This window comes from Adhaeribacter rhizoryzae (assembly GCF_008629685.1).
Taxonomy (GTDB): Bacteria; Bacteroidota; Bacteroidia; order Cytophagales; family Hymenobacteraceae; genus Adhaeribacter; species Adhaeribacter rhizoryzae.
In genome coordinates, this window is sequence record NZ_VWSF01000011.1 from 107840 (window position 1) to 121181 (window position 13342).

General features: G+C 44.2%; 10 protein-coding genes. 3 read left to right on the forward strand and 7 right to left on the reverse strand.

Annotation, left to right across the window (positions count from 1 at the left end; all coding sequences use genetic code 11):
- Positions 1 to 121: 121 nt before the first annotated feature.
- The 6 genes from F0145_RS14925 to F0145_RS14950 all read right to left on the reverse strand — a co-directional run bounded on the left by F0145_RS14925 (position 122) and on the right by F0145_RS14950 (position 8107).
- Entirely contained in the window at positions 122 to 739 is a 618-nt protein-coding gene (locus tag F0145_RS14925) for a hypothetical protein (RefSeq protein ID WP_150089287.1), read from the reverse strand.
- A 585-nt stretch (positions 740 to 1324) separates the two neighbouring features.
- The gene (locus tag F0145_RS14930) at positions 1325 to 2227 is read right to left on the reverse strand and encodes a PhzF family phenazine biosynthesis protein (protein ID WP_150089289.1); all 903 of its coding nucleotides are present in this window, start codon (positions 2225 to 2227) and stop codon (positions 1325 to 1327) included.
- A 119-nt stretch (positions 2228 to 2346) separates the two neighbouring features.
- A complete protein-coding gene (locus tag F0145_RS14935; protein WP_150089291.1) occupies positions 2347 to 3522 on the reverse strand; it encodes an O-succinylhomoserine sulfhydrylase in 1176 nt (391 codons plus the stop codon).
- Between the two features lie 135 nt (positions 3523 to 3657).
- Positions 3658 to 5208 (reverse strand): TSUP family transporter, encoded by a 1551-nt coding sequence (locus F0145_RS27010; protein WP_190277560.1) that lies wholly within the window; start codon positions 5206 to 5208, stop codon positions 3658 to 3660.
- A 136-nt stretch (positions 5209 to 5344) separates the two neighbouring features.
- Entirely contained in the window at positions 5345 to 5917 is a 573-nt protein-coding gene (locus F0145_RS14945) for an NADPH-dependent FMN reductase (RefSeq protein ID WP_150089295.1), read from the reverse strand.
- A gap of 51 nt (positions 5918 to 5968) precedes the next feature.
- The gene (locus tag F0145_RS14950; RefSeq protein WP_150089297.1) at positions 5969 to 8107 is read right to left on the reverse strand and encodes a nitrite/sulfite reductase; all 2139 of its coding nucleotides are present in this window, start codon (positions 8105 to 8107) and stop codon (positions 5969 to 5971) included.
- Positions 8108 to 8751: 644 nt separating this feature from the next.
- Between F0145_RS14950 and kynU the strand changes: the two genes are divergently transcribed.
- Positions 8752 to 10023: a kynureninase gene (gene kynU / locus F0145_RS14955; protein ID WP_150089300.1), complete on the forward strand. Its 1272-nt coding sequence runs from the start codon at positions 8752 to 8754 to the stop codon at positions 10021 to 10023.
- Positions 10024 to 10336: 313 nt separating this feature from the next.
- Here kynU and F0145_RS14960 read toward each other — a convergent pair whose 3' ends face one another.
- Entirely contained in the window at positions 10337 to 10834 is a 498-nt protein-coding gene (locus tag F0145_RS14960; protein WP_150089302.1) for a methylated-DNA--[protein]-cysteine S-methyltransferase, read from the reverse strand.
- A 92-nt stretch (positions 10835 to 10926) separates the two neighbouring features.
- On the opposite strand from F0145_RS14960, the gene F0145_RS14965 reads away from it, so the two are divergent.
- Both F0145_RS14965 and F0145_RS14970 read left to right on the forward strand, forming a co-directional pair.
- The gene (locus F0145_RS14965; protein WP_223816086.1) at positions 10927 to 11493 is read left to right on the forward strand and encodes an alpha-ketoglutarate-dependent dioxygenase AlkB family protein; all 567 of its coding nucleotides are present in this window, start codon (positions 10927 to 10929) and stop codon (positions 11491 to 11493) included.
- A 308-nt stretch (positions 11494 to 11801) separates the two neighbouring features.
- Positions 11802 to 13016, forward strand: coding sequence for a family 1 glycosylhydrolase (locus tag F0145_RS14970; RefSeq protein ID WP_223816088.1), 1215 nt, complete (start codon positions 11802 to 11804; stop codon positions 13014 to 13016).
- Positions 13017 to 13342: the final 326 nt, after the last annotated feature.

The window sequence follows — 13342 nt, forward strand, 5'->3', positions numbered from 1 at the left end:
AAACTTAAAATGCTTTTTGGTAAGTACAAATGAGTGTACAATCATGTTTTGTAAGAAGAACGGTAATAAAAAAGGAGCGACTTAATGAAGTTGCTCCTTTTTATGTAACCGATATGGTTAGTTATTTTACTTTTATCTTTTTTACTTTAGCTTCGGTGATATTGTAATATTTAGCAACTTCGTTGTAGTCTTTTAAATTAATATTAGGTTTAACAACTCTGCCGTTAACTGGGCTTCCTGGAATAATTACTACTCTGAAGCCATGGTCATTCAATTGTGCTGGGGTAAGACCGGCCAGAACATTAGCAGCTCCTTCAATAAAGATAAACATAGCTAAATCATTGAAAGCATAATTAAATTTGTACGGCCCCAAATTAGAGCTAAAATTTTGTGGTAGAGGAGCCCAGATGGGCAGATCACTGTAAGTGCCATAAGCCATATATGTCAGAACCACATCTGTTTCACCTACTTCAATTGGTTCTTCTAAATCACCAAATTCAAAACCTAACTCGTAACCATCGGCTGCAGTAAAATCCCATGCAAATTCAAAAACTTTAGCAGTACCGGGTGTACCTGCCGGGCCGGCAGGACCAGCCGGGCCCTGAGCTCCAGGAGCACCTGGCGTGCCTGGATCACCTTTTGGTCCTGGATCGCCTTCCGGGCCTTTACATGCCTGCCCTAAACCAAGGGCCAAAATCATAAGAAAATGTAAGATTCTAAAATGTAGGATTCTTTTCATAGTGCCAAGAGTTAGATAAAACTTAATGTATATTAAAGATTATTTATCAAACAAAAAAGTACTGACTGTAAACTTTAATGCTTTTGCCTAAAGTTTTGTATTTATTTCAATTTAGGTATCTGTAAACCTACTTTAAGCCAAATAAATAAATATTCTGGCTTTAACTTTTGAAATATTAATAAAAGGGTGAAACTCTTTAATTTAAAGTGCTCGATAAATATTCCGGAACTACAACCTGAATATTCCAGAAATGTTCAGACAAATGGGAAATAATAATTAGCGTAGATATTGCTGGCTAATTTTACGCAATTGTAAAAGAAAGAGGTTTAAGCAATACAAATACATCTCTGTCATTCAGGAGGAAACTATTTAGCAGGTAACCAAATAATTTCCTCCTGAATGACAGAGATGATTTCCTTCGACTAAAAACTATTTGTAAGAATATTTTGCGTAATAGCAATTATCGAAGGCAGCATCAAACCAATAAATAATTTAGCGCTGCTATTTAACACTACAGCTTTGAACAAGGTACCGAGTTTGATAAGCCTGGAGTAAAAAATAAAAACTATTTGCCCCTATTCAGGATTACAGATAAAAATACCCTTCACCAACCAATGCACTTTTGCCACCTACCTGCACCAATGTTATGTTTTTATTTACTTGCCCAATGGTAATATACAGGAGGCTGGGGCGACCCATTTCGTAACCTTGTTCGCAAATAATTTGCGCTTCCGGTTGCGCTGGCACCAACCCATAATGTACCAAATAGCAGCCCAATGGTCCGCAGGCGCTGCCGGTAGCGGGGTCTTCGGGTATGCCAAAAGCAGGCGCAAACATACGGCCGTGTACGGTATGAGCCGGGTTTTCTGTTTCGGTAGAAAATAGAAAAACACTTTCGGCTCCAATGTGCTTTAACTGGTTTTCCAGTACATCTTGCCGCAGTTTGGCTTTTTTAACAGCCGCCAAAGACTTAAGCTGCACAAAAAAGAAAGGCACTCCGCACGAAACTACCTGGGTAGGATTAGTAGCATCTATATCGGCGGGCGTTAAAGAAAGTAAATCGGCTAGTATCTGCACATCGGTAAAAGTAGCGCCAAACTGGGGTAGCGGTTGCCCCATTGTAATCAGGTCCAGTTTATCTTCTTTTTTCCTGAAATCTACCGCAATGTCGCCAACGCCTTCTTCAAATATTAGCCGGTTGCCAGTGGGCTTTAAAATATTTTGCTGCAACAGCACAAAAGCCGTCCCGATGGTAGGGTGTCCGGCCATGGGCAGTTCTTTGCCTGGCGTAAAAATGCGTAGTTTAATATTATTGGTGGGGTTGGCTGGCGGCAGTACAAAGGTGGTTTCGGAAAGGTTAAGTTCTTTCGCAATTTTTTGCATTAAATATTCCGGTACTTCCTGTCCTTCCGGAAAAACAGCCAGTTGGTTACCGCCAAATACTTCGTCCGTGAAAACATCGGCTAAATAATAGTGCAGCTTTTTCAATGTTTTAGTATGTTACGTTTCTGAGATTACAACAGATAAATAAAACAGAAAACCTGCTTCTCTTCTACCAGCTAAAAAATATTTCCGGTAGAGCAGAATCAGGTTTTCTGAAGAATTATTTAGGCCGAAGCTTGCAGCGCCTGTTCGATATCCTGGATAATATCGTTAATATTTTCTAAGCCAACCGAAATCCGGATAAGGCCATCAAATATGCCAACGGCTGCCCGTTCATTCGGGGTTAGTTTAGAGTGCGTCATAGAAGCCGGGTGCGTAACCGTGGTGCGGGTATCGCCCAAGTTGGCCGTTTTAGAGGCAATTTGCAGGGCATCCATAAATTTTTGGGCCCGCTCGTAGCCGCCCTTTACTACAAACGTTACAATGCCGCCACCTTGCGTCATTTGTTTTTGCGCCAGTTCGTACTGCGGATGCGATGGCAACATCGGGTATAAAACCAGTTCCATTTCGACATGTTTATCCAGGTGCTGGGCCAAAGCCAAAGCGTTGCTGCAGTGGCGGTCCATACGTACGGGTAAGGTTTCGAGGCTCTTTGATAAAATCCAGGCGTTAAACGGCGACAAAGCCGGACCTGTATGGCGGGAGAAAAACCGGATTTCGGAAATTAAATCTTTGCGGCCCACAATAACACCCCCTAAAACCCGGCCCTGACCATCTATATATTTAGTGGCCGAATGAATAACCAAATCGGCGCCGTACTGGATGGGCGTTTGCAGGTAAGGCGTAGCAAAACAATTATCAACGCTCAAAATAATATTATGCTTACGCGCCAACTTGCCCAGCCATTCCAGATCTATCAGTTCCAGTTGCGGGTTAGAAGGCGTTTCAATAAATATCATTTTGGTATTTTCCTGAATCAGGCTTTCCCATTCTTCCGGACGGGCCGCATCAGCGTAAGTACTGGTAATACCCCACTTAGGCAGTACTCGGGTAAGTAACTGGTGCGAAGAACCAAACACCGATCGGGAGGCCAGAATGTGATCGCCGGCTTGTAATAAAGCGCCAAAACCCGTAAAAACCGCCGCCATACCCGATGCAAAAGCAAACCCATCTTCGGCTCCTTCCAGCAAGCACATTTTCTCTATAAACTCCGAGGTATTCGGGTTCGAAAACCGGGAATAAATATTGCCTTCCTGCTCATCGGCAAACAAAGCCCGGCCTTGCTCCGCGGATTCAAACGTAAAGCTGGACGTTAAGTACAAAGGTACCGAGTGCTCGCGGAACTCGGAGCGGGCAGCCTGGGTACGAATGGTTTGCGTTTCTTTATTCTTATTTTTCAATTTAATTCAGGTTTAAAGTGATAAAAATAGTTGAAGGTTAAACCTTCAGTTCCTTTAACAGGCAATATTTAATTTATAAGTAATATTCAAAGTCTAATATCGAGCGTCTAATATCTAACATCCAATATCCAACATCTAAAACACCGAAGTGTAAATATTGCGCAGGCTAAGGATAATTACAACCAGACCTACAATTATCATCATGGTTTTAACGGGCAGCCGGCGGGCAATAAGAGCAGCAAACGGGGCAGCTACGGTGCCGCCTAGTACCAAGCCCAGCACTACTTGCCAATGCGAAAAGCCAATTAGGGTGATAAATGTTACAGAGCTCGCAAACGACACAAAGAACTCGGTTAGGTTTACGGACCCAATGGTATACATGGGGTGCCGACCACTGGCAATAAGCGAAGAGGAAACAATTGGTCCCCAGCCGCCGCCCCCTACCGAATCGAGGAAGCCCCCGGTTACGGCCAATAAGCCCATTTTGCGAATCTTTCTTTTCTTTATGGTTCGCCGGATAGCTTTGCGAATTATAATAAACCCGAGCACCAAGGTATAAATAGCTACCAAAGGCTTAATTATATGGGCGTATTCTTCGGCCGAAGTTAAAATATAGGCACCCAAAATAGCGCCCAAAACCCCGGGCAGCAGCAAGGTTTTAAATAATTTGTTGTTTACGTTGCCGAAGCGCAAGTGCATTAAACCCGATACGCCGCTGGTAAATATTTCGGAGGCGTGTACACTGGCACTTACGGCTGCCGGCGGAATACCAAACGAAAGCAGAAAAGTAGTTGCGCTTACACCGTACGCCATTCCCAGTGCGCCATCAATCATTTGGGCAATAAAACCGGCCAGCATAAAATACAAAATATCCGACTCAATACTGCCGGCAGCTTCCATCGCGTAGCCGCCAATAGTTGCTAAAGGAATAAAGCTGAAGAGCAAGTGCCCGAGAATCATTAAGGCAATGGCCGAAAACCCTATGAGCACCCGGTAACGCCAGCTATGCCGGATAAAAGGTACTTTTTGCGTGGTAATGGCGGTTGGTGGTACTGGTGGGGTAGGTGTTGCGGGAGCTACATCGGGAGCCAGCGAAGCCGTTACTGCGTTCAGTTGTTTAACTTTTTCGGCAAAATCGCCGGTTAAAGTAGTCCGAATGCGCTCAATATTTTGCAGCAGGCTATCCATTTCGGGCGGAAAGGTTTCGTTTAAAACTTCTTTTACCCGTTTGGCTACCGTCGGCGATTTGCCGTTGGTAGAAATAGCAATTTTTAAATTCCCTTTCTGAACAATCGAACTCAGGTAAAAATCACATTCCTGCGGCGTATCGGCTACGTTGGCTAATATTTTGCGGGCTCGGGCTACCTGTTTTACGTAGGTATTCACGCCTTTATCGTTGGTGGCCGCAATAACCAGGTCTTTGCCATTTAAATCGGTTTCTTCGAAAGGCTTTTGAATTAAGGTGAGTTTGGGGTATTGGGCCGCTAAGTCGATAATCTCAGTACGGATTTCGGGTGCTACTAAGGTTATGGTGGCCTCCGGGCTGTTGCGTAAAACGGCCGTAAGTTTTTCTTCGCCTACAAAACCGCCGCCAACTATCAGGGTATGCAAATCATGTAATTTCAGAAAAACCGGAAATAAGTGGTTTTCTGCGGCGGAAGTTTTCTGCTCGGTTTCGGTTAACACGTATTTAATTTTTGTTCCGCCCTTACCTTTCCTGGGTGAAGAAAGGTAGGTTTAAAAGGGCAGGAAGATGATTTAGGGTAATCTGTCTAATATTTTGCCTTTGATACTAAAAGCCAAATTCACTTGCTTGTTACTTTTATATTGAATTTATAACCGGTTGCTCATTGGTAATGGTTTCCAGCAAAGACTGCATTAATGTATCAAGCTCCTTGGCGGTTAACGCATCGGAAATATTGCCTTGGGTTTTAATTTTGCTAATTTTGCTTCTGGCTCCCGAAATTAACAGTTTAGCGTGCTCGCCAATTTTTGCGCCTAAAGTATTCATAATCAAAATTAAGGCTTCATAAGCTTTTTCGCCTTGCCCCGAAGCCACAATTAAAGCAGCCGGCTTACCGGAGAAAATAGTAGTGGATACGGTCCATTCCAGCGCATTTTTTAATACACCAGGTAAGCTAAACACGTATTCGGGGGTGCAAATAATAATGCCATCAGCCGCTTCTATTTCCGCCCGCAATTTTCTGACACTAACCGGAAGGTTTTCGTTATCTAAGTCGGGGTTGAAGTGGGGTAGCTCGGCAAGGCCGTTATAAAGCTGAATATCCAGGGTTTCTTTATAACGTTCAGCTAAATAGCTTAGAAGCAATTCGTTTACAGAATTACTTCTAAGACTACCTGAAACTGCTAATATTTTCTTTCGGATTATTGCCATTTAAGTTGATTTAACGCTTTCTAAACCGAAATAAAATAAAGATTTATAAGCTTAAGCGTTTACTTTTAATATTTCGGTTAATACATCGGGCCGTCTTACTTCCGCGCCGCGGTGCGCACTGGCCGCTTCCAGAAAACGGAAAGCATCGGCTAAATAGCTGGCCGCAAAATCTGCCGAAGGCTCGTTCTGGTTAATTTGCATTACATGCGTTTTAAAATCCGGCTCAAACGTGAAAGTACCGTCTTTTACAAAGTTGGTGTCAAAATCATTGATAATACCAATCTGGGTGTTGCCGCTCAGGCCTTTGGCTAATAAAAGCGCTTTGGCTGTACCTACAAACACACTGTAGCTGTAATAAATAGCATCGGCATAAGCGCCTTGTTTTAAGGCTTCGGCTGCCCATTCGGCTTTTTCTTCCGAATCAAACAGCAAAGTAGCTACTAAGTCAATCATTACGCCGGCACATTCGCCTACACCAATGGCGGTAACAAATTCTTCTACGTGGCCCCAATCTACATAGTCGCCCGGCTGTAGTTTGGTTAAATCGGCCAATGGCTTTAATAATTGGTAGAAATAATTTTTGCCCTGGCGGTCGTAATATTGATTAAATAATTCGCCTTCCTGGCCGTTGGCTTCAAAATCGTTGAACAAGGTGCGCAGAATATCCGGGCCTTTCTTGGTAGGTACTTTAACTACCCGTTCGGCCAAACGACCTTCGCCGTCGGACACCGTGCCCCCGCCCAACATTACTTGTAAAGCCGGAATAACGTTGGTGCCATGTTTAATAGAGCTGCCGTGGAAACCAATCTGGGCCAGACCGTGCTGCCCGCAGGAGTTCATACAACCGCTTATTTTTATATTAATATCGTTGTTGTAAATTAAATCCGGATATTCATCTAGCATCATTTTTTCCAATACCTCGGCCAGGTTCATGCTGTTGGTAATACCTAAATTACAGGTATCGGTGCCAGGGCAGGTGGTAATATCGGTAGTGCTGTTAAAACCAGGCAAAGCAAAACCTAAGGTATCGAGCACGTGAAATACATAAGGCAACGCTTCTTTGCGGATATATTTAAACAACAAGCCCTGGTTAGGTGTAATCCGCACATCGTCGGCGGCGTAATCTTTAACCAGTTGGGCCAATATTCTTGCTTTATCGGTAGGGATATCGCCTTTTAATACCCGCACCCAAACCGCGTAAAAACCTTTTTGCTTTTGCTCTACCACATTGGTTTTTAACCAATCTTGGTAATGCTTCTGGTTTAATATTTCTACGGCCGGTACTTCTTTTTCCGGCGCGGGGTCAGCCTGTGGTACGCTGTTGCGGTCGAATACGTACGATTTGGTTTTAATGGCAGTACGTTCCTGGGCCACTAATTCCATAAAAGCATCAAAGCCAATTTTCTGAATCAGGTATTTCATGCGGGCCTTGTTGCGGCTCACACGCTCGCCGTGGCGGTCAAAAACCCGGATTACAGCTTCAATTAACGGAATAACCTGGTCTTCGGGCAAAAACTCGTAAGCAGTGTAAGCCAGCATCGGCTGGGCACCTAAACCGCCACCCACTTTAACTTTAAAACCGCGCACTTCTTCGCCGTTCTGTATTTGTACTTTGGGTATTAATCCAATATCGTGGATGTAAGAAAAAGCCGTGTCTTCGTCGCTGGAAGAAAAAGCAATTTTAAATTTGCGGCCCATTTCCTGACAAATAGGGTTGCGCACAAAATATTGAAAGGTTTGGTGCGCGTACGGCGATACATCAAATGGCTCGTTCGGGTCGATGCCGGCGTTAGGCGAAGCCGTAACGTTACGTACGGTATTACCGCAGGCTTCGCGCAGGGTAATATCATCGTGGGCTAATTTCTCCCAAAGTTCAGGCGTGCGATCCAGGCTCACAAAGTGAATCTGAATATCCTGGCGGGTAGTTAAGTGCAGGTTTTTAGACGCATATTCATCCGAAACATCGCAAATACGGTACCACTGCTTTACTGTAAGCCGGCCAAACGGCAGCTTAATGCGTACCATTTGCACGCCCGGCTGGCGCTGGCCGTAAATACCCCGGGTTAACCGCAGGCTCCGGAATTTTTCTTCGGGCATTTGGCCGCCCCGGAACATCCGTATTTTTTTATCTAAATCGATAATTTCTTTCTGAACTATCGGGTTTTCTAACTCGGAACGAAAACTAAGCATTGGTATATTCTTTTTATTAGTTTCTTATTTAAACAGTAAAGCCTTTCTGGTTTAGCAGAAAGGCTTTTACACTAGTTGCTTTTAAAAAGTAAAAGCATCATCAAGCCTCTCTGCCGAATTGCGGCAGCAACAACACATTGCATCTTCTCTTAAAAAGCTTGTCATCTTCTTTTTTATAGCTTTAAAAAACAAAAAGTCTTTCCTGGTTATATGAGGAAAGACTTTTTAAAGTTTTATAGTTTTGTGCTATATATATAACCTTCCCTCACGCAAGCGCCATACAACACATACAACATGCCTGGCAGTTGTAGTTAGATAGAACGGAAGAAAGGTTGATTAAGGTCATTGTTATTTAAATATTTCTGTAAAGATAAATTGCCTATACGACTTTTCCGCCTGTTTAGCTAAAAAAGTTTAATATTTTACTTTATTAGTTACAGAATATTTAATAGATAAGCCTAATCAGCGCTAAGCAAAGCAGGTGAATTAATTAATTTGGGAAGTATCAGTTAAAAATTAAAAAGTTTACAAGGGAAAAATTACTATGGCCGTTGTAATTGTAATAGTAAAAAAATATTTAGAGTCGGACTTTTGCGGGGTTGTTGCGTAAGCCTAACCATGCCTTTAAGTCTATTTATTAATATATGAATTACCAGAATACCTTAGATTTTGCCCGAGATTTAGATCGCCAGGATACGTTACAGCATTTCCGGGACCAGTTTTATATACCGCCGGTAAACAACAAAGATTCCATTTATTTATGCGGAAATTCGCTGGGGCTACAGCCTAAAACCGCCCGGGCCGCTGCCGAACAGGAATTTTTGGATTGGCAGAATTTAGGGGTAGAAGGTCATTTTCATGGTACCAATCCGTGGCTGCACTACCACGAATATTTGCAGGAAAAAGAAGCACGCGTAGTTGGCGCGCGCCCCGAAGAAGTAGTGGTAATGAATAACCTGACTACCAACCTGCACCTGATGCTGGTTTCTTTTTACCGGCCAACCCCCTTGCGCTACAAAATAATTACCGAAGCAGGCGCTTTCCCTTCGGACCAATATGCCCTCGAAACCCAAGCAAGATACCACGGCATGGACCCCGAAGAAGCCATTATTGAGCTAATTCCCCGACCCAGCGAACATATTTTGCGCACCGAAGATATTTTAGCAGCTATCCGGGAACATGCCCGCGATCTGGCCCTGGTTATGATGGGCGGCATTAATTATTATACCGGGCAGGTTTTCGACATGGCGGCTATTACCCAAGCCGGCCACGAAGCCGGTGCGCAGGTAGGGTTTGATCTGGCCCATGCCGCCGGCAATATTTTGCTAAACCTGCACGACTGGAACGTAGATTTTGCGGTGTGGTGCACTTATAAATATATGAACTCCGGCCCTGGCGGCGTAGCAGGCACGTTTGTGCACACCCGGCACGGCAATACTCCGGGTATACCCCGCTTTGGCGGCTGGTGGGGCCACAACAAAGAAGAACGTTTTCAGATGCGCAAAGGCTTTAAACCCATGCCGGGCGCTTCCGGCTGGCAGTTAAGCAATGCTTCTATCTTTCCCATGGCTATTCACAAAGCTTCTCTGGATATTTTTGATGCGGCTACCATGCCGGCCTTACGCGCTAAAAGTGAAAAGCTGACCGGTTATTTAGAATATTTAATCAACCAGATAGGCGCTTCGCCGGAAATATTAGAAATTATTACGCCGCATGACCCGGCCTGGCGCGGTTGCCAGTTATCGTTGCTGGTGCATAAAAACGGCCGCCAGGTATTCGAGAAACTTACCCAAGCCGGCGTTATTCTGGATTGGCGCGAGCCCAACGTTATCCGGGTAGCTCCCACGCCGCTTTATAATACTTTTGAAGATGTTTTTTGCTTTGCCGAAATATTGCGCAAGAGTTTGGAATATTAAACGCTAATAATACTAAATAGTAAATATTACCTTCCATAAAATAACACATTATTGTTGTCATCCTGTAAGGATCTTTTGGTTAGAAAATTAAGTAGGTAATATGCCTTTATCTGTAGTTGCCTGTAAGGTCATTTAAACAATAGATTTTTTCAAAATGACAGAGAGAGGGTTGTTATAGAAGAAAACTAATACTATTTGGTATAAATTGGTTAGATCTTGGATAAAACAGCTGGCGGCGGCGCGTTGAGCCAAAAGAAATTAGTGGTGCCTGGTTTTGGTTATTATACCGGAAAATTAAGTTCTGGTAAAAATATTACCCAAACAACGTTAACTGGTGCGTGCCGTTTATTTTGCGCTCGTGGGCCAGCAGCCATTTTTTTCGCCACAAGCCACCCGCGTAGCCTACCAATTGTCCGTTAGCACCAATAACCCGGTGGCAGGGCCGGATTAGCAATAATTTGTTTTTACCGTTGGCGCTGCCCACTGCCCGAATAGCACCTAAATTGCCTAGTTGCACTGATAAATCGTAGTAAGATAACGTTTGCCCAAAGTTAATTTTTTCGAGTTGGTGCCACACCTGCTCCTGAAAATTAGTGCCGGCCGAAGCAACGGGTAGTTCAAAGGTTTTACGCTCACCCGCAAAATATTGGTTTAACTGTTGCAGGCAATCTGTTAGGCAAATTGGTAAATTGGGCGCGTTGGGTTGCGCAGTTTCTTCCGTAAACAGCACCGATACAATGGCTTCTTCCGTAGCTGTTATTTCTACCGTGCCGATAGGAGAAAGATAATAAGCCCGAAATATTTTTTCCATTCGTATCCTGTTTTGGTGAATAATAGCAGCAAGATAATTATACCAACGAAAAATAAAACAAATTTGGTCAGGAAATGAAAACGCAGTTATGCATGCCTAATGCCAAAATTTATTTCTGGTCGCAGTTTTTTAGCCCGGTGCAGAGCAATTATTACCTGACCGAACTTATTGACACAGTGGCCTGGCAGCAAGATAAAATAAAAATGTTTGGCAAAGAGCTACCGCTGCCGCGTTTAACCGCCTGGTACGCCGACCCTGGCAAAAGTTACCGTTATTCCGGCATTACCAATATACCTTTGCCTTGGCTGCCTGTTTTATTGCCCCTGAAAGAAGCGGTTGAGGCGGCCGCCGGCCATACTTTTAACAGTGTACTGCTAAATTATTACCGCCAGGGGCAAGACAGCATGGGCTGGCACAGCGACGATGAACCCGAACTAGGCCAAAATCCAGTTATTGCCTCCGTTTCGTTTGGGCAAACCAGGCGCTTCGATTTCCGCTACCGGCACGATAAAAATATTCCAAAGCAATCAATCTGGCTAGAAAACGGCAGTTTACTTTTAATGCAAGGCCCAACCCAGCATTACTGGCAGCACCAAGTGCCAAAAGCTACTAAATTAACCCAACCCCGCCTTAATCTTACTTTCCGGGAGATAAAATAAACCTTTAAGCGCCTAATTAAAACCTAAGGGGCCACTTTCCCGAATAAATGGTTTCGAAAATAAACAACCTGATACCCAGTAGGGTTGGCCCAAGTTAAGAATACGCATTGCAACCAGTATAAAGCGCTCTATCGTATGTGCAGTTTTAAATTAAGAATCTGAAGTGGTGTTAAGCCGTTGGGTAATAAGCTACCGCTATTGCCACCGGACAACCTTGAATTAAAATAATAATCGGAAATAAATGTTAAACCTGCGGGTGCTTTAAGATAGCTAAAAAAGCAGCGTAGTACTTACTTAATGCTTTTTATATGAAACCAATCAGTCAATTCATGTTTGCCACCGGCATCGAGAATAGTTATCCGAACATAATCTTGCCGGATGGTACCGTAAAACGGGTAGATGAGATGGAGAAAGCCAACCACTACGAGCGCTGGCGCGAGGATTTTAACCTGGTAAAAGAAATGGGTATTGAGTTTTTGCGCTACGGACCACCCTTTTACTCGGTTTTTGAAGGTCCGGGGCGGTACAACTGGGATTTTACCGACGAAACGTTTAATGCCCTGAAAGAAATGAATATTATCCCGATTGTGGACCTTTGCCACTTTGGGATGCCTAACTGGCTGGGTAATTTCCAGAACCCCGATTTCCCGGCTTACTTTGCGGAGTACGCGCTAGCGTTTGCCCGCCGGTACCCATATTTGCAGTTTTATACGCCTATTAACGAGATATTTATTACGGCAATGTTCTCGGCCCAATATGGCTGGTGGAACGAGTGTTTGGCCAGCGACCGGGCTTACGTTACGGCTTTAAAAAATTTATGTAAAGCCAATGTGCTGGCAATGGCAGCAATTATGCGGGTGCAGCCCGATGCTATTTTCATACAAAGCGAGTCGTCGGAATATTTCCATGCCGAAGACCCAAGTTGTTCTAAGCTGGCCCATTTCCTGAATCAAAAGCGTTTCTTGTCACTCGATTTAACCTACGGTTATCCTATTTCGGCTGAAATGTTTTTGTATTTGCAGGACAATGGCATGACCCGTGAAGAGTACCAGTGGTTCCGCGATAACCAGGTTAAAGCCCATTGTATTATGGGTAACGATTATTATTATACCAACGAGCACATGGTGCACCCCAACGGAACCACCAGTGCCTCCGGCGAAATATTTGGTTACTACGTTATTACGCACCAATATTACCGCCGCTACCGCCTGCCGGTAATGCACACCGAAACCAACATGATTGAACCCAACTCCGTGGGTTGGCTGCGCAAAGAATGGGCCAACGCCAAACGCCTCAAACGCGACGGTATTCCATTAGTTGGTTTTACCTGGTACAGCCTCATCGACCAGGTAGACTGGGATTCGGCGCTGCGCAACGATGCCGGTAATATTAATGCCTTGGGTCTGTACGACATGGACCGTAATATTCGGGCTGTTGGTAAAGAGTACAAGAAAATAATTAAGCAATGGAGAGGCGTATTGCAGGAAGAAAGCTACGGCCTGCACTTTAACCATTATTTATAAGACTGGTCTAGCTTCGTAGGTTAAATTTACCACCCCCAGCCCCTCCTAAAATAGGCGGGGAGCCCGGCCAACGGATGTTCTATGGGTTAATGCAAATAGTGAAAGCTTTTCACATATTTAAATATTAAACCGAAAAGCAGCAGCTACGAAGCAAACGACAGCAGTTTGGGCGATGAGGGCCTTTCAGGTTTCCGGTGCGCAGCATTGCGAGGTACGAGCAAAGGAAAGATGAGCAGCCCGAATGACCAAACGGGCCCCGCCGGGCAGGAGGCAACTTAGGCTTATAAATTCAGTTAGCACCTAGCCATTGAAAGATGTAATCTTTC

What these genes read in the sequence shown, in the direction of transcription:
- F0145_RS14925 (WP_150089287.1), bottom strand. Translation starts at nt 739, where the DNA reads ATGAAAAGAATCCTACATTTTAGAATCTTACATTTTCTTATGATTTTG.
- F0145_RS14945 (WP_150089295.1), bottom strand. Translation starts at nt 5,917, where the DNA reads ATGGCAATAATCCGAAAGAAAATATTAGCAGTTTCAGGTAGTCTTAGA.
- F0145_RS14950 (WP_150089297.1), bottom strand. Translation starts at nt 8,107, where the DNA reads ATGCTTAGTTTTCGTTCCGAGTTAGAAAACCCGATAGTTCAGAAAGAA.
- kynU (WP_150089300.1), top strand. Translation starts at nt 8,752, where the DNA reads ATGAATTACCAGAATACCTTAGATTTTGCCCGAGATTTAGATCGCCAG.
- F0145_RS14960 (WP_150089302.1), bottom strand. Translation starts at nt 10,834, where the DNA reads ATGGAAAAAATATTTCGGGCTTATTATCTTTCTCCTATCGGCACGGTA.
- F0145_RS14965 (WP_223816086.1), top strand. Translation starts at nt 10,927, where the DNA reads ATGCCTAATGCCAAAATTTATTTCTGGTCGCAGTTTTTTAGCCCGGTG.
- F0145_RS14970 (WP_223816088.1), top strand. Translation starts at nt 11,802, where the DNA reads ATGAAACCAATCAGTCAATTCATGTTTGCCACCGGCATCGAGAATAGT.